This is a genomic window from Micromonospora sp. NPDC050784 (assembly GCF_044456765.1).
Lineage (GTDB): Bacteria > Actinomycetota > Actinomycetes > Mycobacteriales > Micromonosporaceae > Micromonospora > Micromonospora foliorum.
The window spans coordinates 25852-46392 of sequence record NZ_JBITGG010000022.1 but is presented as its reverse complement, the minus strand read 5'-3'; the positions used below and the strand labels follow the sequence as shown (position 1 = coordinate 46392).

20 protein-coding genes are annotated in these 20541 nt (G+C 72.4%); 7 read left to right on the top strand and 13 right to left on the bottom strand.

Features of this window, described 5'->3' with window-relative positions:
• The first annotated feature begins 119 nt into the window (after nucleotides 1-119).
• Nucleotides 120-1250, top strand: a complete 1131-nt coding sequence (gene corA / locus ACIBD9_RS26020; protein ID WP_396721601.1) for a magnesium/cobalt transporter CorA — start codon at nucleotides 120-122, stop codon at nucleotides 1248-1250.
• A gap of 16 nt (nucleotides 1251-1266) precedes the next feature.
• Here corA and ACIBD9_RS26015 read toward each other — a convergent pair whose 3' ends face one another.
• Both ACIBD9_RS26015 and ACIBD9_RS26010 read right to left on the bottom strand, forming a co-directional pair.
• Nucleotides 1267-1452: a hypothetical protein gene (locus ACIBD9_RS26015; RefSeq protein ID WP_091401337.1), complete on the bottom strand. Its 186-nt coding sequence runs from the start codon at nucleotides 1450-1452 to the stop codon at nucleotides 1267-1269.
• 210 nt (nucleotides 1453-1662) lie between these two features.
• Nucleotides 1663-2178 carry a 2'-5' RNA ligase family protein gene (locus ACIBD9_RS26010; protein ID WP_238659128.1) on the bottom strand — a complete coding sequence of 172 codons (516 nt, stop codon included), beginning with the start codon at nucleotides 2176-2178 and terminating at the stop codon, nucleotides 1663-1665.
• A 79-nt stretch (nucleotides 2179-2257) separates the two neighbouring features.
• Here ACIBD9_RS26010 and ACIBD9_RS26005 point away from each other — a divergent pair, with 79 nt between their 5' ends.
• Nucleotides 2258-2767 (top strand): DUF664 domain-containing protein, encoded by a 510-nt coding sequence (locus ACIBD9_RS26005; protein WP_396721600.1) that lies wholly within the window; start codon nucleotides 2258-2260, stop codon nucleotides 2765-2767.
• 10 nt (nucleotides 2768-2777) lie between these two features.
• Here ACIBD9_RS26005 and ACIBD9_RS26000 read toward each other — a convergent pair whose 3' ends face one another.
• Nucleotides 2778-3284: a DinB family protein gene (locus ACIBD9_RS26000; RefSeq protein WP_396721598.1), complete on the bottom strand. Its 507-nt coding sequence runs from the start codon at nucleotides 3282-3284 to the stop codon at nucleotides 2778-2780.
• Nucleotides 3285-3418: 134 nt separating this feature from the next.
• Here ACIBD9_RS26000 and ACIBD9_RS25995 point away from each other — a divergent pair, with 134 nt between their 5' ends.
• On the top strand, nucleotides 3419-4324 hold the full coding sequence (locus ACIBD9_RS25995; protein ID WP_396721596.1) for a DUF72 domain-containing protein: 906 nt from the start codon (nucleotides 3419-3421) through the stop codon (nucleotides 4322-4324).
• A 36-nt stretch (nucleotides 4325-4360) separates the two neighbouring features.
• On the opposite strand, the gene ACIBD9_RS25990 is transcribed toward ACIBD9_RS25995, so the two are convergent.
• Both ACIBD9_RS25990 and ACIBD9_RS25985 read right to left on the bottom strand, forming a co-directional pair.
• A complete protein-coding gene (locus tag ACIBD9_RS25990; RefSeq protein WP_357182197.1) occupies nucleotides 4361-4732 on the bottom strand; it encodes a hypothetical protein in 372 nt (123 codons plus the stop codon).
• A 200-nt stretch (nucleotides 4733-4932) separates the two neighbouring features.
• Nucleotides 4933-5562 (bottom strand): hypothetical protein, encoded by a 630-nt coding sequence (locus ACIBD9_RS25985; RefSeq protein ID WP_387176678.1) that lies wholly within the window; start codon nucleotides 5560-5562, stop codon nucleotides 4933-4935.
• Between the two features lie 197 nt (nucleotides 5563-5759).
• Here ACIBD9_RS25985 and ACIBD9_RS25980 point away from each other — a divergent pair, with 197 nt between their 5' ends.
• Nucleotides 5760-5930 (top strand): hypothetical protein, encoded by a 171-nt coding sequence (locus ACIBD9_RS25980; RefSeq protein ID WP_238659120.1) that lies wholly within the window; start codon nucleotides 5760-5762, stop codon nucleotides 5928-5930.
• A 33-nt stretch (nucleotides 5931-5963) separates the two neighbouring features.
• Here ACIBD9_RS25980 and ACIBD9_RS25975 read toward each other — a convergent pair whose 3' ends face one another.
• From ACIBD9_RS25975 to ACIBD9_RS25965, 3 genes are all read right to left on the bottom strand, one after another.
• A complete protein-coding gene (locus ACIBD9_RS25975) occupies nucleotides 5964-6827 on the bottom strand; it encodes an alpha/beta fold hydrolase (RefSeq protein WP_396721594.1) in 864 nt (287 codons plus the stop codon).
• Nucleotides 6828-6967: 140 nt separating this feature from the next.
• Nucleotides 6968-8224, bottom strand: a complete 1257-nt coding sequence (locus ACIBD9_RS25970; protein WP_396721592.1) for a hypothetical protein — start codon at nucleotides 8222-8224, stop codon at nucleotides 6968-6970.
• A 209-nt stretch (nucleotides 8225-8433) separates the two neighbouring features.
• Nucleotides 8434-9129: a hypothetical protein gene (locus ACIBD9_RS25965; protein WP_396721591.1), complete on the bottom strand. Its 696-nt coding sequence runs from the start codon at nucleotides 9127-9129 to the stop codon at nucleotides 8434-8436.
• A gap of 277 nt (nucleotides 9130-9406) precedes the next feature.
• Between ACIBD9_RS25965 and ACIBD9_RS25960 the strand changes: the two genes are divergently transcribed.
• The 3 genes from ACIBD9_RS25960 to ACIBD9_RS25950 all read left to right on the top strand — a co-directional run bounded on the left by ACIBD9_RS25960 (nucleotide 9407) and on the right by ACIBD9_RS25950 (nucleotide 14900).
• Entirely contained in the window at nucleotides 9407-11464 is a 2058-nt protein-coding gene (locus tag ACIBD9_RS25960) for a type IIA DNA topoisomerase subunit B (protein ID WP_396721590.1), read from the top strand.
• Between the two features lie 50 nt (nucleotides 11465-11514).
• Nucleotides 11515-13998, top strand: a complete 2484-nt coding sequence (locus tag ACIBD9_RS25955; RefSeq protein ID WP_396721588.1) for a DNA topoisomerase (ATP-hydrolyzing) subunit A — start codon at nucleotides 11515-11517, stop codon at nucleotides 13996-13998.
• A gap of 383 nt (nucleotides 13999-14381) precedes the next feature.
• On the top strand, nucleotides 14382-14900 hold the full coding sequence (locus tag ACIBD9_RS25950; RefSeq protein ID WP_366630115.1) for a TrmH family RNA methyltransferase: 519 nt from the start codon (nucleotides 14382-14384) through the stop codon (nucleotides 14898-14900).
• Nucleotides 14901-15127: 227 nt separating this feature from the next.
• Here ACIBD9_RS25950 and ACIBD9_RS25945 read toward each other — a convergent pair whose 3' ends face one another.
• The 5 genes from ACIBD9_RS25945 to ACIBD9_RS25925 all read right to left on the bottom strand — a co-directional run bounded on the left by ACIBD9_RS25945 (nucleotide 15128) and on the right by ACIBD9_RS25925 (nucleotide 20538).
• Nucleotides 15128-15763 (bottom strand): alpha-ketoglutarate-dependent dioxygenase AlkB, encoded by a 636-nt coding sequence (locus ACIBD9_RS25945; protein ID WP_396721586.1) that lies wholly within the window; start codon nucleotides 15761-15763, stop codon nucleotides 15128-15130.
• Nucleotides 15764-15922: 159 nt separating this feature from the next.
• A complete protein-coding gene (locus ACIBD9_RS25940) occupies nucleotides 15923-17107 on the bottom strand; it encodes a PseG/SpsG family protein (RefSeq protein ID WP_396721701.1) in 1185 nt (394 codons plus the stop codon).
• Nucleotides 17104-17853, bottom strand: coding sequence for a cytidylyltransferase domain-containing protein (locus tag ACIBD9_RS25935; RefSeq protein ID WP_396721699.1), 750 nt, complete (start codon nucleotides 17851-17853; stop codon nucleotides 17104-17106). Before ACIBD9_RS25935 ends, ACIBD9_RS25940 begins: the two co-directional genes overlap by 4 nt.
• Nucleotides 17854-17873: 20 nt before the next feature.
• Nucleotides 17874-19700: a class I SAM-dependent methyltransferase gene (locus ACIBD9_RS25930; protein ID WP_396721585.1), complete on the bottom strand. Its 1827-nt coding sequence runs from the start codon at nucleotides 19698-19700 to the stop codon at nucleotides 17874-17876.
• Nucleotides 19690-20538, bottom strand: coding sequence for a hypothetical protein (locus ACIBD9_RS25925; RefSeq protein WP_112585517.1), 849 nt, complete (start codon nucleotides 20536-20538; stop codon nucleotides 19690-19692). Before ACIBD9_RS25925 ends, ACIBD9_RS25930 begins: the two co-directional genes overlap by 11 nt.
• Nucleotides 20539-20541 lie beyond the last annotated feature (3 nt).

The following is a 20541-nucleotide window of genomic DNA, read 5'->3' as shown; positions in this document are numbered from 1 at the left end:
CCGCCCCCGTCCGCCGGTGCGCGGAACCCAGCCAAGGCCACGGCGGGTTTCAGGGCCCGGGACAGGGGGGAAGCAGCGCCCCGGGCTGGACCGGACGGCACCGGGGGAGGAGACAGGGCATGGTCGGCGGCCGTCGCTTCCGCCCGGGTGGTGGCTTTGGCCGCCAACTCGACGAGTACGAGACGAGGGTCGGTGTGCCGCCCCCCGCGGAGTCGCCCGCCACGCCCCACGGCGGTCTCGTGGACAGCGCGGTCTACCTCCGAGGGCACCGGTTCGCATCACCGTCCGGCCTCGCCGAGACGTACCGCTGCCTCCAGGAGCAGGACGGCGCGATGGCCTGGATCGGGTTGTACCGGCCCGACATCGAGCAGATCACGTCGCTGGCCCGCGAGTTTCGGCTACACGACCTGGCGGTCGAGGACGCGATCAACGCCCACCAGCGGCCCAAGCTGGAGCGGTACGCGCACACCCTGTTCGTGGTGCTGCGGGCCGCCAGCTACGACGACCTCCGGGAGGAGGTCGAGTTCTCCGAGCTGCACCTGTTCATCGGACCGGGCTTCGTGATCACCGTCCGACACGGTGAGGCGCCCGACCTGGCCGCGGTGCGGCGGCGGCTGGAGACCGAGCCGCAGATGCTGGCCCGGGGCCCGGAGGCGGTCCTGTACGCGATCCTCGACCAGGTCGTCGACGGGTACGCGCCGGTGGTGGCCGGACTGGAGAACGACATCGACGAGATCGAGACTGAGGTGTTCGGCGGCGACCCGAACGCCAGCCGGCGGATCTACGGGCTCAGCCGCGAGGTCATCCAGTTCCAGCGGGCCGCCCGCCCCCTGCTCAGCGTGCTCGACGCGCTGGCCGACGGCGCCGGCAGTGCCAGGGAGGACGAGGAACTGCGCCGTTACCTGCGCGACGTGACCGACCACCTGACCCAGGTGGTGGAGCGGGTGGACGGGTTCCGGCACCTGTTGCAGAACATCCTCACCGTCAACGCCACCCTCGTCTCGCAGCAGCAGAACGAGGAGATGCGCAGCCTCACCGCGGCCAGCTACAGCCAGAACGAGGAGCTGAAGAAGGTCTCCTCCTGGGCGGCGATCCTCTTCGCTCCCACGCTCATCGGCACCGTGTACGGCATGAACTTCGTCCACATGCCGGAGCTGAACTGGCGCTTCGGCTATCTCTTCGCGCTGCTGTTGATGCTGCTGGTCTGCGGCACCCTCTACGTGATCTTCAAGCGGCGCGGCTGGCTCTGAGCCGTGCGGCCGGAGTTCACTCGATGCCGCGCAGGATGTGCCGTTCGTCCTCGACGTCGTCGTCGCCGGCACCGATTCGGCCGAGCAGCACGGCGGCCGCCCAGATCGTCAGTGGCGTGGCCGCCCCGGTCATCCCGCCGCCGGTCCGGTCGTCCCGGGTCTGGCTCCGCTCCGTGCGCGGTGGCCTGCGCTGAGCCTGCATGGGCCCTGCCTCTCCTCGTCGAAGCCGCCGCGGGTGGCGCGGGGTGACCCCGCGCCACACCGGCCGGGCGAAACCGCCTGTGAGCAGCCCGCCACCGGTACGGCAGCCACTCGAACCTTCCCACGCCCGGCCGCATCCGCACCGCTTGTTTTCGGGTTTCCGACTGCCGCCCGCCAAACCGGACATTACGCGTCGACGGTCGAGTCACGGTCAAGGCAGCGGGTGGGCGATGCCGCGGGCGTGGTCGGTGAGCGCCGCGCCGACCACGGTCGCGGCCAGCGGTAACACCTCCAGACAGCGGCGCACCGCGGCGGCCATCAGCGTGTTCGGCACCCGCATGGAGAGCGTGCAGTGCGGCACCCAACGCCCCGGCTGGTAGTGCTCGGCGAGGGGGATGCCGGCGGCGGCGAGCCGGTCGTGGACCAGCCGGTGGTGCGCCAGCAACTCCGGGGTGGGCGCCGGGCCGAGCCAGAGCACCCGACCGACGAACTGGCCGGCGTGCTGGAAGTCGAGTCGCAGTGGTGCGGCCACCACCGTCCCCTGTAGCGCCTCGGCGACCTGCTCCGGGTCGAAACGGGGGGCCACCGCGAGCGAGACGTGCGGACGGTGGCGCTGCTCCAGCAGCGAGCGCATGCTCTGCACACCCTCGGCCTCCAGCGCGTCCCAGAGCACCCGGATCCGGCGGGTGGCGTCCGGGTCCAGGTACAACTCCACCGCGGCGACCATTTGATCACCGTAGCGGCCGAGGTTTGCGCGCCCGGTTCCGGCGGTACCTGTTGGGGGAACCGACCAGGAAGGCGCACCCATGGATGTGAGTGACCTGCTGACCGAGGCGTACGACCGACTGCCCGACCTCGTCCGCGCGGCCGTCGACGGCCTCAGCCCTGAGCAACTGCGCCAGCAGCCCGGGCCGGGCGCCAACTCGATCGGCTGGCTGGTCTGGCACCTCACCCGGGTGCAGGACCACCACGTCGCCGACCTCCTCGACGCCGACCAGATCTGGGTGAGCGGCGACTGGGCGGGTCGGTTCGGGCTCGCCGCCGACCCCGACGACACCGGCTACGGGCACTCGCCAGCTCAGGTCGCGGCGGTGCGGCCGGAGAGCGCGCAGGCGCTGGTCGACTACTACGAGGCGGTCGCGGCGCGTACCGGAAGCTTCCTGGCCGGCCTGGGCCCGGCGGACCTGGACCGCGTGGTCGACGAGGCGTGGGACCCACCGGTCACCCTCGGAGTCCGGTTGGTCAGCGTCGTCGACGACGACCTGCAACACGTGGGCCAGGCCGCCTACGTGCGCGGCCTGATCGAGGCCGGCTGACGCCGCCCCCTCACCCCATGGTCTTGGCGCCGTCGATCGACTCCCTCAGGATGTCGGCGTGCCCGGCGTGCTGGGCCGTCTCGGCGATGACGTGCAGCAGCACCCGGCGGACCGTCCAACTCGCCCCCGGCTCGAACCAGGGCGCCTGCGGCAGCGGGTGCGCCGCGTCCAGGTCGAGAGTGGCGACCAACTCGTCGGTCTGGCCGGCCACCTGCTGGAACTGCTCGACCAACCCGGCGAGGGTCTCGCCCGGTGCCATCTGGAACTGACCGACCCAGTCGACCTCCTCGCGGCCCATCGCCTCGGCGCCGCCCACCGCGAAGAGCATCCACCGGTGCTCGACGCCGGCCACGTGCTTGATCAGGCCGCCGAGGCAGAGGCCGCTGACCGTGGGGCGGCTGGCCGCCTGCTCGTCGGTGAGCCCGTCGACGGTCTGCAAGAGGAAACCGCGGTGCCTGCGGAGCGCCTGCAGGAGGTCCGTGCGCTCACCGGTGAGCTGCTCGGTGCTGCTGGTCATGCCGCCACCCTTCGTTGATGTCCACCCGGTGCCACCGTAGGGCGAGGCGCCGACAGTTTCCGGGCACGACACCGGGTCGACGCAAGACCCGCCAGCGGTTGCCGATCCGCGCCGATGGCGGTCAACTGAATGACATGGGTGTGATTAAGGTGGGCACGTCGTCCTGGGCGGACCAGTCCCTGCTGCGCTCCGGGTGGTACCCACGCTCGGCCAGCACACCGGCCCGTCGGCTGGGCTTCTACGCCAGCCAGTTCCCGTTGGTCGAGGTGGACACGTCCTACTACGCCATTCCGGTGCCGGAGACGACCCAGGGCTGGGTGGACGCCACACCTGACGACTTCACCTTCGACGTCAAGGCGTTCAGCCTCTTCACCGGGCACCCGACGCCGGTCTCCGTGCTGCCCCGGGACCTGCGTCCGGCCGCCGGCCCGAGCCGGATCCGCCGCCGTGACCTGCCGGAGCCGGCGTACGACGAGCTGTGGGCCCGGTTCCGCGCGGCCCTCGACCCGATCGCGGCGGCCGGCAAGCTCGGGGTGGTGATGTTGCAGTTCCCCCCGTGGCTGGTGCGCAGCCCCGCGGCCGAACGCCGGATCGTCGAGCTGGCGCAGCGCTGCCGACCGTGGCGGGTCGCTGTGGAGCTGCGGCACGGCTCCTGGTTGGACGACGACGCCGCCGCGGACACTCTGGACCTGCTCCGCGCCCACGACCTGTCCCTGGTCTGCGTCGACATGCCACAGGGGCACCCGTCGTCGGTGCCGCCGATCCTGACCAGGACGGCGGAGCCGGCGGTCGTCCGCTTCCACGGTCACAGCGACGCCTGGGGTGAGGGCGACAAGCAGGAGAAGTTCCGGTACGCGTACGCCGAGGACGAGCTCCGGCACTGGGCCGGACTGCTGGCCGAGTTCGCCGGTCTCCCCGACGATCTGCACGTGCTGTTCAACAACTGCTGCGCCGGGCAGGCCCAGCGCGACGCCACCCGGCTGGCGCAACTGCTCGCCGAGACGTTTGTCGCCGACCAGGCCGTCCCGGCGACCGGCTGACCGCCGCACGAGCCACCCGGTCGGGCGCGGGTCCGCTCAGGACCGTCGTCCCCGACTGCGGAGGGCGTCCTGGGTCGACTCGCCGATGTCCGCGTCGTCGGGGAAGCTCCGGCCGCTGGGGGCGGGATCGGGTGGGGCACCCGGTCCGGCCATCGTCGTACGGGTCGGCTCGACCGAGCCGAAGCCGTGTCGTCCGGCCGGGTCGGACCGGCCCGCCGGGGCACCCGCGCGCCGCTCTCCGCGCCGTCCCTCGGGCACCGCGGTCTCCTCGCTGCCCTCGTCCATCGGTGAGTCGTCGTCCGTGCCCCAGGGCGCGTCGGCGTCGAAGCCGTCGCTGGTGCCCCACGGCTTGGTCGCCTCCGGCTCCAGCCGGTCGTTGTCACCGCTGCGTCCCTTGTGCGCCGTCATGGCCACCCCGCTCGTCGGTCCGCCGCTACCGGCGGATGATGTGCCGTCCTCGGGCCGGGACCGCCCGCCCGAGGGCGGCGCTCGACATGTCGCCGGCACGCCGCCGCGCGCGCGGGACCCGTCGTCGCTCCGGTGCGCGCGTAGGGCCGGCCAGCGCCCCGCCGTCGAGGTGGCGGCGGGACGCCGGCCGGCCCGACGTTTCAGCGTCCGGCCATCGCCATCGGCCGCTTGCCGTTGCTCATTCCCGCCATCTTGATGAGGCTCTTCGAGGCACCCTTCATCCCACCGGTGCGACCGAGCATCCCGCGGAACACCTGGCCGGGCTTCTGCTGCTCACCCATGTACGCGGTGACCACGACCAGGGTTCCGGTCAGCGCCGGAATGGCCCACTGGAGCAGCTTCATCTGCCGCTGTGACGAGGCCACACTGGCCGGAGTCTGGTGGTTCGGCTCGGTGGCGCCGCTCACCGACGGGCCGCCGGCCTTCTCCAGCCGCATACCGATCAACCGGCTGTAGCCGGTGACCGCCAGCGCGCCGATGGTCAACGCGGTCTTGATCGCGCTGACCCGGGCGACGCCGGACTGGGCCGCCACCCGTGGGCTCTCGGTCACCAGCTCGCCGACGGCGCCGGCCAGGTGGGCGCCGATCGCGGCCGCGTTGACCGGGGTCCACTTGGACCATCCGGCCGAGGCGACCGGGAGCCGCTGGGTCGAGTCGCTGATTTTCGCCGCTGCGCCGTTGACGCCGAAGGCACCCATGAGGGAGCCGCCAAACCAGGCCGCCAGGCCCAGATCGTGCATCGAGCGCAGTGCGGTGTGCCGTTCGGACATGTGATCCCCTTCCGCCGTGTCGGGCGGTGCGGCTTACCCGCCGGTCGGGCGGCTAACCCCGCCCCGGGTGGACCGATCCGCGCCCTGGTGGGCAGCTAGGGGACACCCGTGCCGTCGGCGGGTCGACCTCGCCCGGGCAGGAGTCGTTCGCCCGGTGGCGGGTACATCCCGAGCGACGCCGACGAGAGGGAAACGCGATGTCACAGCCGGACGAGAGCCGGGAGAAGACCCCCAAAACAGACGCGGTGCTCATGCACCCCGACAACGACCCACACCGCAACACGTCCGAGGTCGCGCCCCGCAAGGAGCACGCGGAGATCCAGGTGGAGCGGGACGGTGAACTGGTGCCGCTGGACCAGGACGAGTAGCCGGCCGCCCCCCGCCGACCGGAGGAGTACGGCTCAGCGGGGCGGCAGGTCGCCGGCGAAACCGGCGATCCGCCGCGCCAGCGGGTCGCTGGCGCGGACCCAGGTGAAGTGGTCCAACGCGGCCCCGGCCTGCGCCACCGTGTACCGCTCCCGGGTCACCGGCGCGCCACCGAGCTTCGCGCAGAGGTGGTCCATGGTCTCGTGCGGGGTGAACTGGTCGTCGTCCACACTGACGGCCAGCACCGGGGTCCGTACCGCCTGGACCGCCGCCTCGGTGTCCGTACCGTCGAGGCGGGGGAACCGGCCGGTCCTCGCGGTGTACGCCCAGTCGCGGATCACGCCGCGCGCCTGCCGACCACCGAAGCCCCAGCCCGGCCAGACCCTGAGCAGCGCCGCCGTCGCGGCGATCCCCTGGGTGTAGGGCAGCACGCCGAGGCCGCGACGGCCCGGGTAGGTCCGCCAGTACGGGATGCCGACCGCGATCAGCGCCAACCCGTCCACCTCGTCGTCGCCGTGCAGGGCGAGGTGCAGCAGCGCGGCCTGCCCGCCGAGCGAGTGCCCGAGGAGCAGTCGGGTGCGTCCGTCCAGTCGTGGTTTGAGGGCGGCCAGGACGGCGCCGACGTCGCCGGCCAGGTCGGCGTAGCCGTGCCGGTCCGCTCGACTCGGCGCGGGCGTGCTGGCCCCGGTGCCGCGCAGGTCGGCCACGACCACGGCCAACCCGGAGGCGCGCAGCGCGGCGGCGAAGGGCCGGTAGTACCGGGCCCGGACGCCCATCGCGGGCCAGATCACGACCACCGGCGCGCCCGCCATCCCGGCGGGCTCCGGATAGACCTGCACACCCAGCCGGCCACCGTCGACGTCGACGAACTCCTGCGCGTACTCCGGATCCCCGTTCACCGGCCCAGCCTACGGCCTGACGTTACCGGCGGGTAGCAGCAGACCGCAGGGTCGACGACCGTGGTGTGCGGTTGTGCCGCGCTCGCCGAACGCGACGGAAGGCCCCGCCGGGTGGCGGGGCCCTCCGAAGGACGCTGCGGTCAGGAGACCGAGATCGCCCCGTTGCTGGCGCGGACGCAGGCCACCGAACGGGCACTGGTGGAGGCTGCTCCGCTCAGGCACTGGCCGAGCACCTGGTGCCCGGTGGCGTTCGGGTGCCACGACTCCTGGCAGGTCTGGAAGTAGGTGACGCAGGTGTTGGCGATCCGCTGGATGGCGATCTTGTCCTTGCCGGCGAGGCTGGTGACGAAGGTGCCGGTCGCGCCGTCCTGGAGCCGGATCGGAGTGGCCAGCGCGCCGCTCGGGCTGCTGGTCTGCTCGCAGAGCCGGGCACCGTTGAAGGCCTGCTGCACGTTCAGGTACACCAGGTCGTCGGCCGGGAACTCGGCGGCCAGGGTGTCCCTGGTGGACTGCACGATGCTGCCCAGACCCTGGGAGAATCGGTGCCCCGGCGCCAGGCTGGCCCGGTGGATGGGGCAACCGGCCGCGTACCGCTCGGCACCCAGGTCCCGGAACTTGTCCCGGGTGTCGTCCCGGCTGTCCTCCTCGTGGAACTGCTGGTTCAGGTCCAGCGGCAGCGGGTTCGTGTAGTCCTGGAACACCACCCGGTGCTGACCGTCCGCGTCCACCTGGTCGAGGGTGGTCAGGATCTGGCGTACGGCCGCAGTGGTCTCCGCGGTCGCGGCGCTGAGCTGCGCGGCGGTGGCCAGGTCGGCGTCGCTGCACGGCTTCTGCTCCACCGGCCCGTTCAGGTACGCCCAGAACTCCCACCAGCCCGTCCAGGCGTCGGCGATGAACCGGTTGGCGCACTTCTCCGCGACGCTGCCGAAGGTGAACGAGCTGTTGTTGGAGCCGAGGCCGACAAGCACCAGGTCGATGTCCTGGGTCTGCGCGACGGCACGAAGCTGGTCCAGCTGCGCGGCCACCGTACGACCGTTGGTCCGCGCCTGGGAGGCGTTGGCGATGTCGTGTGGCTGGCCACCGGAGCAGGCCAGGTTGAACCGGTTCTGGATGCCCGGCAGGTTGGCCTGGTTGAGCGAGGCGTTCGCCGAACGGTGACAGAAGAAGGCGTTGTTGTTCGCCGCCGTCCAACCGGGGAAGCCCTGGCTGACGCCGTTGACGTCGACCACCGGGGTGTACGCCCCGGCGCCCTCGCCACTGATGAAGCTGTCCCCGAGCGCCACCGCGGCGGTGGGCAACGCGGCGGACGCGGGTGCGGGCAGCGCGACGGCGGTCGACAACGCGGCCATGGCGATCGTTAGTCCCGCGGCGAGCGCGGTACGCCGGAACCTGGGCATGGGGCCCCCATCCATCGAAAGATGAAAGATTCTCTGAGAGCGCGATCAGATCACCCCCGTGCGACGGGCGTCAATGGCCCGTAACAGATTCGTTCGACGAAAGACACGCGTGCGTAGGCATCACGGCCTACGCGTCGAGATTGGACCCGCGCTCCGGGTCGCCGACCAACCCGCGCCCCTCGGGCGCAGGGAATCAGGGAGTCAGGGAGTCAGCGACCGGTCGGGCCGCCGCGGCGGTTCAGCACGGCCGCGCCCACGGCGTTCAGACCGACACCCCAGATCAGGAGTACGCACAGCCACTGCACCCACCGCAGCGCGCTCATCTCACCCGAGAGCAGGTTGCGCACGCCGCCCAACGGGGTGAGCCACGCCTGCGCCGGGCGGAGGGCGTCCACGGCGCCCAGCAGCGCGAACAGGCCCAGCGGCAGGATGATCGTGGCCAGGAACGCCACCACCACCGAGCGCAGCAACAGGCCCAGCCCGGTGCCCACCAGGCCGGCGACGATCTGCACCAGCACACCGCCCACCGCGACCGTCCCGGCGAACCGCCACGGCTCGTCGGCGACCTCGGCCGGGGTGAGCGCCAGCGTCGCGGCGCAGATCAGCACACCGACCACGCCGATGACGACCGCCGGCAGCCCCACCGCGAGCACGGTGGGCAGAATCGGGCCGCGGACGGGCGCCCGGCGCAGGTCACGCACCAGCAGGATGCCGAAGAGTGGGGTCGCGACCGACATCAGGCTCTGCACAGTGTCCGAGAGTTCGGCGAAGGTCAGGTCGGCGGGAGCCGCCGCCACCAGAGCCACGGCCGCCAGCGCCCCTGCCGCCAGGGTGCCCACCAGCAACCACCGTCGGGCCCACGTGCCGAGGGAGCGCCGCAGGGCGTCGCGAATCGTTCCGTCCATCTCGACCGCCTCCTGATCTTCTCGACCCGGACGGCGTGCACCCCGCGCGCAAACCGGCCGCGATCATGGGTCAGCGTACCGGTGGCGGTGTCATTGCGTGGTCCCGTGATCACCCGCAGGCTGTTCGTTGGCTCACGTCCGGAGGGCCGCGCGCGGCGGGTCGCGCGGGGCCTCCGGGAGTTGTCCTAGCCTCGGGCTAGGCTCGCTGCGGCGCGCCACGCCGGCTGATGTCGCCGGTGACCGGCAGCACACCGCCGAGACCGGGGAGTACGACCAGTTGACCGCAGAGCCTGACACCCTGTACGGGGCCGATGACCTCACCCACCTTGAGGGGCTGGACGCTGTCCGCAAGCGGCCCGGCATGTACATCGGTTCCACCGACAGCCGTGGCGTGGGTCACCTCGTCAACGAGATCCTCGACAACTCCACCGACGAGGGTGTCGCCGGTCACGCCAGCCACGTCGAGGTGATCCTGCACCCGGACGGCTCGGTGCAGGTTGACGACGACGGCCGGGGCATCCCCACCGACGTGCATGCCAAGTCCGGCATCTCCGGTGTCGAGCTGGTGCTGACCCGGCTGCACGCCGGCGGCAAGTTCGGCGGTTCCGGCTACAAGACCTCCGGCGGTCTGCACGGCGTCGGCGCGTCGGCGGTCAACGCGCTGTCCCGCCGCTTCGACGTGACCGTCCGCCGGGCCGGCAAGACCCACGCGATGTCGTTCCGGCACGGCGTCCCGGGCATCTTCGACGGCGACGGGCCGGACGCCCCCTTCACCGCCGGCCCCGGGCTCCAGGTGATCGGCGCCATGAAGCGCGGCCAACGCACCGGCACCTCGATCCGGTGGTGGCACGACGCCCGCTACTTCGAGACCGGCGCGGCGCTCGACGTCGACGCCGTCCGGATGAAGCTGCGCAACACCGCGTTCCTGGTCCCGGGCGTGACCTACCTGCTTCGCGACCTGACCGGCGAGGCGCCCGTCGAGGAGCGGTTCCACTACCCCAACGGGCTCAGCGACATGGTGGAGTTCCTCGCCCCGGCCGGCGACCGGCCGGTCTCCGGCACCCTGCTGGTCAACGGCGAGGGCACCTACCGGGAGAACGCCGCCGACGCCAACGGCGTCATGCAGTCCAACGTGCAGCGGCGCGCCGAGGTCGAGGTGGCTTTCCGGTGGGGCACCGGCTACGAGCGCACCGTCGAGTGCTTCACCAACACCATCCGCAACGCGCACGGCGGCACCCACCGCAAGGGCTTCGAGCGGGCCCTCGTCCGCTCGCTCGCCGACGCGATCCGCAACACCCGCGGTCTGCTCAAGGCCAAGGAGGAGCCGCCCACCCTGGACGACGTCCTGGAGGGGATGACCGCGGTGGTGCACGTGCGGATCCCCGAGCCGCAGTTCACCTCGCAGACCAAGGACGAGCTCTCCACCACCGGCATCACCAAGGTTCTGCAGTCCCTGGTCGACGCGCACATCAAGGCCTGGCTGGAGGACCGGCGCACCAAGGCCGAGGCGCGCACCGTCCTGCAGAAGATCGTCGACGCCGCCCGGGTGCGACTCACCCAGAAGCAACAGAAGGACGCCGCCCGGCGCAAGACCGCCCTGGAGGGCGCGTCCATGCCGCCGAAGCTTGTCGACTGCCGGGCCACCGGCATCGACCGCAGCGAGCTGTTCATCGTCGAGGGTGACAGCGCACTGGGGACGAGCCGGATGGCCCGTTCCTCGGAATACCAGGCGCTGCTGCCGATCCGGGGCAAGATCCTCAACGTGCAGAAGGCCAACCTCCAGCAGGTTCTGGACAATGCCGAGTGCGCGGCCATCGTGCAGGTCCTCGGCGCCGGCTCGGGGCGTACCTTCGACCTCGCCGCGCTGCGCTACGGCCGCGTCCTGATCATGGCCGACGCCGACGTGGACGGCGCCCACATCCGTACGCTGCTGATCACCCTGTTCGCCCGGTACATGCGTCCGCTGATCGAGGCCGGTCGGCTCTACGCCGCGATGCCGCCCCTGCACAAGATCACGACCAAGGGGCGCAACCCGCAGACCGTCTACACCTACACCCAGGCCGAGATGGAGACGACGGTCCGCAAGTTGGAGAAGGCCGGCAAGCAGATCGTCACGCCCATCCCACGGTTCAAGGGTCTCGGTGAGATGGACGCCGACGAGTTGTGGGACACCACGATGAACCCGGCCACCCGCGCCGTCCGCCGGATCACCCTCGACGACGTCGACGCCGCCGAACGCATCCTCGAACTGCTGATGGGCGAGAAGGTCGAGCCGCGCCGCAACTGGCTCATCGACTCGGCCGACCGGGTCGACCGGGATGCGATCGACGCATGAGCGAGCGAGTTCGGTGCAGCGTCCGTTCCGTTCCAGTGGAGAGCTGAGTCATGGCACGCCGTAAGGAAAACAAGGTCGACCTCTCCTCGTTCGACCAGGCCGGCGCGCGGGTCTTCGACAACCCGCTGGTCACCGAGGTCTCCGACTCCTACCTGGAGTACGCGTTCTCGGTCATCCACTCCCGTGCCCTGCCCGACGCCCGCGACGGCCTCAAGCCCGTGCACCGGCGCATCCTCTGGTCGATGTACGAGCAGGGCTACCGCCCCGACCGTGGGCATGTAAAGTCTGCCCGAATTGTCGGGGATACGATGGGAAAGTACCATCCGCACGGCGACACCGCGATCTACGACGCCATGGTCCGCCTCGCTCAGGACTTCTCCCTCAACGTGCCGCTCATCGACGGGCACGGCAACTTCGGCAGCCCCGACGACGGCCCGGCCGCCTCGCGCTACACCGAGGCCCGGATGTCCCGGGAGGCGATGCTGCTCGTCGGTGAGCTGGGCGAGGACACCGTCGATGTCGAGCCCAACTACGACGGGTCGCTGACCCAGCCGACCGTGCTGCCGGCCGCGTTCCCCAACCTGCTGGTCAACGGCGCCTCCGGGATCGCGGTCGGCATGGCCACCAACATGATCCCGCACAACCTGGCGGAGGTCGTCTCCGCGGCCCGCTGGCTGATCAACCACCCGGACGCCACTCTGGACAAACTCATGGAGTTCGTCCCCGGCCCCGACCTGCCCACCGGTGGGGTGCTGCTCGGCCTGGACGAGGTGCGCCGGGCGTACGAGACCGGGCGTGGCGTGGTGCGCATGCGCGGCAAGGTGGAGATCGGCCCGATCGAGGGCAGCCGGGGTCGTCAGGCGATCACAGTGGTCGAGCTGCCCTACGGCGTCGGCGCGGAGAAGGTCATCGCCGCGATCACCAACGAGGTCACCAAGACCAAGCGGCTGACCGGCATCGCCGACGTCAAGGACCTCACCGACCGGGAGAGCGGCACCCGGCTCGTCGTCGAGTGCAAGGTCGGCGTCAACCCGCAGGCGCTGCTCGCCGACCTCTACCGGCTGACCCCGCTGGAGCAGTCGTTCGGTGTCAACAATCTCGTCCTGGTCGACGGGCAGCCGCGCACGCTGGGCCTCAAGGCGCTGCTGGAGGTCTTCCTGGCCCACCGCTACGAGGTGGTCACCCGGCGCACCTCGTACCGCCGGCGCAAGCGTCAGGAGCGGCTGCACCTGGTCGACGGTCTGCTGATCGCGCTGCTGGACATCGACGAGGTGGTCCGGCTGATCCGGGGCAGCGACGACGCGCAGGCCGCGAAGGACGGGCTGATGAGCCGGTTCGGCCTCTCCGACATCCAGGCCACGTACATCCTGGACACTCCGTTGCGCCGGCTGACCAAGTTCGACCGCATCGAGCTGGAGGCCGAGCAGGAACGGCTGCGCGCCGAGATCGCAGAGCTGAGCAAGATCCTCGACGACGAGCGGGTGCTCAAGAAGGTGGTCTCCGACGAGCTGGCGGCCGTGGTCAAGCAGTTCGGCACGGAACGTCGTACGACGCTTGTCGACGGTGACCTGAAGGAGGTGCTGGCCGCCTCCGCGCCGGCCGGCCCCCTCGAAGTCGCCGACGACCCGTGCCAGGTGATCCTCTCCGCGACCGGGCTGGTCGCCCGGACCGCGGCCGAGTCGGAAGAGAGCTCCGAGGGGCGCCGACGCAACGGCCGGGTCAAGCACGACACGGTACGCGCGATCGTGCACTCCACCGCCCGTGGTCGGGTGCTGCTGTTGACCAGCGCCGGCCGGGCGTTCAAGGTCGATGTCCTGCCGCTGCCGGTGCTACCCGAGCAGGCGGGCACGGTGTCACTGCGGGGCGGGATGTCCGCGGCCGAGTTGGTGCCGTTGGCGGCGGGGGAGACCGTCGTCGGCCTGGCCCCGCTCGGCGGGCAGGCGGAGGGCTCACCAGGGTTGGCGTTGGGCACCCGACTGGGCGCGGTGAAGATCTGCGTGCCGGAGTGGCCGGTGCGTTCCGACGAGTTCGAGGTGATCGGTCTGCGCGACGGTGACGAGGTCGTCGGGGCGACCTGGCTGACCGACGGCACCGAGACGCTGACCTTCGTCACCTCGGAGGCGTCGCTGTTGCGCTTCCCCGCCGGGTTGGTCCGGCCGCAGGGCCTCAAGGGCGGCGGTATGGCCGGCATCAACCTGCCGGCCGGGGCGCGGGTGGCGTTCTTCGGTGCGGTGCGCACCGACGACCCGGGGCATGGCGAGCCGATGGTGGTGACCTCCACCGGCGCGACGGTCAAGGTGACGCCGTTCAAGGCGTACCCGGCGAAGGGCCGGGCGACCGGCGGCGTGCGCGCGCACCGCTTCCTCAAGGGTGAGACGGACGTGGCCGTTGCCTGGGTGGGCCCGCGACCGGTCGGCGCGACCGCCACCGGCGACCCGGTGGAGTTGCCCGCGGCGGACCCCCGCCGCGACGGCAGCGGCTTCGCGGTGATGCTCGGCCCAACGGTCGTAGGCCACCTGATCGAACGCGACTAACCCCGCCGCGTTGTCGCGACGTGCGCCCGGGCGTGCCCGGCGTGCGCGCTCGGGGTGCCCGGCGTGCGCGCTCGGGGTGCCCGGTCTCAAGATCCGCACAACTTCGGGGAAGTTGCTGCTTCCGGAATGCCGCAGGCAGCACTTTCCCTGAAGTAGTGCGGATCTTGTCGGCCGGGCCGCCGCATGATCGTGCTCGATCCTGGAGATAGTGGTTTCATCGACGCAGGGATGCCACTCGATCCTGGATCGAGCACGATCATGGGGAGTGGAGCGTCCGTCGGCGCGGTATGGTGGGGCCCTCTGTTGTCGGTGAGGGTCTGGGTGCGCCGCTAAGCACCCCTCAACATGATTTCTTCTCTGTCCGGCGGAGTCGCCGGCGCGGCGTGAGCGCCGCCATCCGGGTCCGGCCGAGGCGTGAGCTGCGCGCCGCCCGCCGTCCCCGTCCACACCGCTGTTGGGGTCACCTTGTCGCCGCCCCACTCTGGCCGATGCACGGCGCGAACCTGGGCACCCTGTTGCGTACGTGCGACGCGGTCGGTGCCTGCCTCGCCGTGCCTCCGTTCCGCTGGGTGGATGAGGCGGTGGCCCGGGGCAACACGTTGCGCCGGCCGGGCTGCATCCACCGGGTCGGCAGTCCGTTGGGCTGGCTGGCCGCCGAACGGGCGGCCGGCACGCGGATCCTCGGGGTGGAGTTGGCCGACGAGGCCGTCCGGCTCGGTGATCTGCCTGCCGCTCGGGGCCGCACCGTGGTGCTCCTGGGACACGAGGCGACCGGCATTCCACCAGAGGCGCTCGACCAGCTGGACGCGGCGGTGGAGATCCCCATGGTCGGCCATGGCCACAGCCTGAACGTCGCGGTAGCCGGCTCCCTGGTCCTCTACAAACTAGCCGGCCTCCTCTAGCCCGCGCCCCGCCCCCGCCCCGCCCGGCCTCGCCCCGCCCGGCCTCGCCGCGCCCCGCCCCCGCCCCGCCGATCTTGCACTTCCTGCACGGAGAATGCGCCTCAAAAGGGGCATATAGGCGTCCGAAAGTGCAAGATCGGCGGGGACGCGGGGCCGGGGCTCGCGGGGCGGGCGCGCGGGGCGGGCGGGGCGAGGGCGCGCGGGGCGAGGGCGAGGTGGGGTTTGGGTTAGGCGACGTTGTGGGGGCGGAACTGGACGCTCACCCGGGGGCCCACCGGGCGGGTGGTCTTGGGGATGGCGTGTTCCCAGGTGCGTTGGCAGGAGCCGCCCATCACGATCAGGTCGCCGTGGCCCACCGGGAAGCGCAGGCTCTCGCCGCCGCCGCGTGGGCGTAGCAGCAGTGGTCGGGGTGCTCCGAAGGAGACGATCGCGACGATCGTGTCGGTGTGCGCCGAGCGGCCGATGGTGTCGCCGTGCCAGGCCACGCTGTCGCGCCCGGAGCGGTAGAGGCACATGCCGGCGGTGACGAAGGGCTCGCCCAACTCGGGCGCGTAGTGCTCGGTCAGCGCGGCCCGCGCGGCGGTGAGCACGGGGTGGGGGAGTTGCCTAGCGCCGTCGTACCAGCAGAGCAGGCGGGGCACGTCGACCTCGGCGTCGTACATGCTGCGCCGTTCGGCACGCCAGGGCACCTCGGTGAGCAGGGTGTCGAGGACCGTGTCGGAGCCGCGCACCCAGCCGGGGAGGTGGTCGACCCAGGCGCCCCGGCTGAGCTGGTGCCGGCGGATCTGGCCGGGCAGCGGCCCCAGGGCCGGCCCGGCGTCGGCCAGGTCGAGCATCGACGGCTGGTAGGCGGCAGGCGTCATGCAGCCACCCTAGCAGCACTTTCGTACACCCGTGCTAGCGGTGAACCGTGCCGGTCCTCTGCTACCCGGGAAGATCGTGCTCGATCCTGGATGCAGTGGTCTCCCGCGCGGTTCGAGGGGACTACTTCCAGGATCGAGCGTGACCTTGAGCTGTTGCGGTCAGCCGGTGACGGCGGCCGGGCGTACGGCGTCGAACACCGCGTCCACGACCCGCGCTCGGCCCCGCCCGTCGACGGTGGACCAGGCGCGTGCGCCGAGCGCGGCGCGCCGCTGGGGGGAGCTGAGCAGCCCGTGCAGGGTCCGCGCCGCCGTCGCGCGGGCGGCTCGGCCGGCGACGCCGCCGGCGGTCAGCTCCGGCAGCTCGCCGAGGCCGGCGACCAGGCCGTGCCGCACCACCCGGGTGTACGACTCACGTTGGTTGTCGACCACGCAGACCAGTGCGCTGGGTGCGCCGAGGCAGCAGAGTTCCCAGGTTGACGTGCCGGCGGCGCTGACCACCAGGTCCGCTTCGGCGATCAGCGCCGGTAGCGAGGTGGTGGGCGGGACCGGTCGGATGATCTGCCCCCGGCCGGGGGTGACGTCTTCGACTTCCGCCTCGATCTCGGGTCGCCCGACGATGACCGTGAGGTCCATCGGGTGACCGGTGGCCACCAGCACCCGGGTCAGGACCGGGGCGGCGCCGACCGCGTCGGTGCCGCCGAAGAAGGCCAGCACCCGGGGGCGGCTGACCGCCGTGGCGGGCGGGACGACCGGCGGCCGGGCGTTGATCACGGTGTCGCGCAGCAGGGCGTACCCGCTCCCGGCGAGCAGCCGCCCGGGCAACCCCGCCCCGGCACCCTGCCCCGGTAGCGTCGCTGCCTCGACCAGCCCGGGCAGCTCCGCCCCGGCACCCTGCCCCGGCAGCTCCGCTGCCCCAGCAAGTCCGGGCAGCTCCGCTGCCTCGGCCAGCCCGGGCAGCTCTGCCCCGAAGTTCTGGTCGAGGTAGAGGTCCGCGACCTGGCCCCGGCTGTCGCCGTCGATGATGGCGAGGGTGTACACGCCGGCGGCCCGCAGGGCGCCCGCCCCGGCGGGGTCCAGTTCGTAGGAGTCGAGGACCAGCACGTCCAGGGCGTGTCGGCGGGCCGCTTCGACCAGTTCGGCCGCCGAGTCCGGGCCGGGCAGCAGCGGGATGCCCCGCGCGGCCAGCTCCGCGGTGGCCCAGTCGAGCCGTTCGACGGTGCCGAAGACGGTGACGTCGGCGCCCCGGGCGAGGAACTCCTCGGCGAGCGCCAGGCAGCGGACGAGGTGGCCGACGCCGCGCCGTGGCCCGGCGTCGCAGCGCAACCCGACCCTCAGGGCGCTCAGGACTCCTCCAGCTGCTTCTGTCGTACGTCGGCGTTGAGCGCGCGCAGCCGGGGCTGACCGTCGAGCCAGTCGGCGAGTTTGGCCAGCGGCACGCTGACGTCACCGAAGTGGTCGATGATCGCGCTGACCACCGCCCAGTCCTGCTCGGTGTCGAGGGTCAGCCGCAGCGCGGAGCGGTCCGGGGTGAGCGTCACCCCGAGCACCCGGAACAGCTCCGGGTGGGTGTACGCGTACGAGGTGACGTGCACCCGGTGGTGGTCGGTGGCGAGCCGGCCCAGGGTGCGCAGCGTCTCCGCTCGGATGATCTCGACGTCCAGCCCCCGGGGCAGGGTCCGGGCGATCGACGTGCTCGCGTAGTCCAGCCCGGGAGCCGCCCGGTACACCGACGCGACCAGGGTGATGATCTCCGGGTCGAGCAGCGGGCAGTCGGCGGTGAACCGCATGACGGCGTCCCCCGGGTGCGCCGCGAGGGCGCCCACGAACCGGTCCAGCACGTCGTCGACCGGTCCGCGGTGGCAGGGCACGTCCAGCCGCGCGCACTCGGCGACCACCGCGTCGTCGACCGTGTCGGTGCTGGTGGCGACCACCAGGTCGGCCAGGACGCCGCTGTCGCGGGCGGCGCGTACGACCCGGCCGAGTACGGAACGTCCGGCGAGCGGGCGGAGCACCTTGCCGGGCAGCCGGGACGAACCCATGCGCGCCTGCACGATGCCGACGATCCGTGGCCCGACGTCGGCTACGGACACCCCGGGCGTCGGTACGGCGGTCACTGCTGTTCCTCCTGCTTGGGGGCGAGCACCGCGGTGGCCCGGCGTTTGGCGGCGCGGGCGCCCCGCTTGGCCAGTCGGGCCGGGGTGATGGCGAGCCGGCCCACCCGGTAGCTGATCGACCCGCTGAGCAGGCCGATCGTGGTCTCGGCCCGGCGTAGCGCCCGTTCCCGCGAGGTGAGCAGCTCCTCGGTCCACGCGGTCAGCGCGGCCAGTCGGGTGAGTTCCTCGCGTTGGCGCAGCCACGCCTCGCGTAGTTGCTGGTAGCTGTGCCCGCCGACCGGCGGGTCGGTCGGCGCGACGGCGTGCAGTTCGGCGGCGAGGTCGACCCTGCCGCCGGCGTCCAGCCCGTGCAGCGCGGCGGCGATGGCCGCCTCGGCCTCGACCGCCTCGCTGACGGTCGCGCGGTCGAGGTTGTGGCCGGCGAGTCCGCCGAGCACCACGGTCAGGCCGGCGACGTCGAGGGTGGACGACCACGGGTGGGCGTACCCGCCGGTGAGCAGGCCCGCGGCGAAGCGCCACAGCCCGCGGGCGAGCACCACGTCGGCGGGCAGCGTGCCGGTGGCCCGCCAGCTGGGGTCGAGCACCGCGTACCGCTCGCCGTCGACCACCACGTTGTCGGTGCCGGCCAGCGCCGCCGCGCCGGCGACCCGGCCGTCGGTGTCGGCCTGGTCGGCGAGCCAGCCGGCGTACCCGTGCAGCAGCGCGCGCAGGGTGGCCAGGTCGCGGCGCAGGGCCGCGTCGAGCAGCAGGGTACGCAGCAGCCGGCCGGACGGCACCGGCCCGGACAGCGCCTCCGCGTCCCGGTACGCGGCCTCGCGGCTGGCGAACGGGGCGCCGGCCGGCGTCGTCGCCTCGGCGGCGGGGGTGAGCCCCCAGCGCCAGCCGGACGGGCCGTGCAGTACCTCCAGCACGCCGATCCCTGGGCGACCGGTCTGCACGAGCGCCACAGGCAGGTCCGGGTCGGCGGTCGGCGTGGCCGGGTCCGTGGGGTCGGCGGGCCGGTGGGCGAGCGTCAGCCAGCCCGGTGCGAGGTCGGCGGCGCGCCCGGCGTGCAGCGCGTCGACCGCCAGCCGGGCCGGGTCCTGGAGCACGGTGGCGCTGGTGAAACCCCCGGCGCAGGCGCCGTGCAGCACCGCGTCGAACAGGCCGGAGCCCGCGTCCCGGTCGAGGTGGTCGGCGTCCAGCAGCGCCGTCGGGGTGTTGACACCGGGGTACGCGGCCCAGCACGCGGCCGGCCGCAGCCCCGCCACGTCGAGCCGCTCGCGCAGCTGGTCCCGGTTGGCCGGGTGGGCGCGGTCCAGCACGCCGCCGATCACCCAGGCGGAGTCCTCCCGGCTGGCGTACCAGGGGGTGGTGTCGACCAGCCGGTGCAGGCCCAGCGGGTTGTCCAGGCGCAGCAGCAACGCGCCACCCGGTCGCACCGCGGCGACGAGTCGTGCCAGCACGCCGTTCCAGCCGAGCCGGCTGCCCTCCACCGACTCCACCGGGTCCAGCCCGGCGGCCGCGATCACCACGTCGTACGTCTCGTCGTCGGGCAGCCCGGCTGGGCCACCCACCACCACGCGGGCGGCCCGGGGCGCCAGCGCCACCGCGTCCGGGTGGCTGCGCAGCAGACAGGTCACCTCGGCGTGGGCGAGCTGGTCGAGCAGCGCCGGGTCGTGTGGACCGGCCAGCAGGACCCGGGCGCCGGACGGCACCAGCCGGGCGGCCAGCGCGGCGAGCGGCCCACCGTCGGCCAGCCGTTCCTGCGGCAGGTCCGACCAGGCCAGCATCTCGCCGCCCGGCAGGGTGATCCGGTCGGCGGGTGCCGTCTCAGTCGTCACGGTCTTCCTCTTCCTCCTGGAGGTTCGCCCAGCCGAGCAGCTCGCGGAGCTCAGCCGGCGTGCAGCGGTGGTCGGTACCCAGCTCGGCGCGGGCGATCTCGACCGCGGTGGGCAGGTCGACCGTGGTGCCGTGCAGTTGCGGCCACTGCCGCCGGATCCGGGCGGTGCCGCCGAAGGTCGGGTCCTCGTTGGACAGGATCATCGGGTCGCCGTAGACCGCCGGCTCGCACCCCGCCGCGATGCCGTAGAAGATCGCGCTGGTCAGTCGATTGGATGCTACCCGGCGGTGACGCCGCAGCTCGGTGAGCTGCCGGTCGAGGAACTCCGGGTCGGTGTCCTTCCACCAGTGTCCCCGGTAGCCGTGGCAGATCACCCGGAACCCGGCGCGCTCGTAGAGCCGGCGCACGTTGCGCATCCGGTACTCGTGCCAGTAGAGGCAGACGGTGACCGGGCCGGGCTCGGTGTCCTGGATGAGGGCGATCAGTTTGCGGTGGTCGCCCTTGACGTGTTGCCCCTCCCAGCCGTGGAACGGGTACCAGATGGTGCCCTCCCGCTCCTCGGCCGGTGGTTCCTCGGGTCGCATGGCCAGCAGGTAGCTGAACGGCGCGCCGATGACGACGACGTTGCGTCGCCCCACCGACCAGGCCCGGCGGCGGGTCTGCTCGGACCAGAGCAGGCTGGGGGTGCGCTCGGCGTACGGGTGCCCGGGGGCCAGGCCGTCACCGATGTTCCAGCCGTGCTGCACGTACCCGTTGATCCGTGGTGGGTGCCGGTCACCGAGGCCGGCGTAGCGGGCCAGCACGTGCGCGTGGCCGTAGAAGTGGTTGGCGTGGTGCATCAG

What these genes read in the sequence shown, in the direction of transcription:
- corA (WP_396721601.1), top strand. Translation starts at nt 120, where the DNA reads ATGGTCGGCGGCCGTCGCTTCCGCCCGGGTGGTGGCTTTGGCCGCCAA.
- ACIBD9_RS26015 (WP_091401337.1), bottom strand. Translation starts at nt 1,452, where the DNA reads ATGCAGGCTCAGCGCAGGCCACCGCGCACGGAGCGGAGCCAGACCCGG.
- ACIBD9_RS26010 (WP_238659128.1), bottom strand. Translation starts at nt 2,178, where the DNA reads ATGGTCGCCGCGGTGGAGTTGTACCTGGACCCGGACGCCACCCGCCGG.
- ACIBD9_RS26005 (WP_396721600.1), top strand. Translation starts at nt 2,258, where the DNA reads ATGGATGTGAGTGACCTGCTGACCGAGGCGTACGACCGACTGCCCGAC.
- ACIBD9_RS26000 (WP_396721598.1), bottom strand. Translation starts at nt 3,284, where the DNA reads ATGACCAGCAGCACCGAGCAGCTCACCGGTGAGCGCACGGACCTCCTG.
- ACIBD9_RS25995 (WP_396721596.1), top strand. Translation starts at nt 3,419, where the DNA reads ATGGGTGTGATTAAGGTGGGCACGTCGTCCTGGGCGGACCAGTCCCTG.
- ACIBD9_RS25990 (WP_357182197.1), bottom strand. Translation starts at nt 4,732, where the DNA reads ATGACGGCGCACAAGGGACGCAGCGGTGACAACGACCGGCTGGAGCCG.
- ACIBD9_RS25985 (WP_387176678.1), bottom strand. Translation starts at nt 5,562, where the DNA reads ATGTCCGAACGGCACACCGCACTGCGCTCGATGCACGATCTGGGCCTG.
- ACIBD9_RS25980 (WP_238659120.1), top strand. Translation starts at nt 5,760, where the DNA reads ATGTCACAGCCGGACGAGAGCCGGGAGAAGACCCCCAAAACAGACGCG.
- ACIBD9_RS25970 (WP_396721592.1), bottom strand. Translation starts at nt 8,224, where the DNA reads ATGCCCAGGTTCCGGCGTACCGCGCTCGCCGCGGGACTAACGATCGCC.
- ACIBD9_RS25965 (WP_396721591.1), bottom strand. Translation starts at nt 9,129, where the DNA reads ATGGACGGAACGATTCGCGACGCCCTGCGGCGCTCCCTCGGCACGTGG.
- ACIBD9_RS25955 (WP_396721588.1), top strand. Translation starts at nt 11,515, where the DNA reads ATGGCACGCCGTAAGGAAAACAAGGTCGACCTCTCCTCGTTCGACCAG.
- ACIBD9_RS25945 (WP_396721586.1), bottom strand. Translation starts at nt 15,763, where the DNA reads ATGACGCCTGCCGCCTACCAGCCGTCGATGCTCGACCTGGCCGACGCC.
- ACIBD9_RS25925 (WP_112585517.1), bottom strand. Translation starts at nt 20,538, where the DNA reads ATGCACCACGCCAACCACTTCTACGGCCACGCGCACGTGCTGGCCCGC.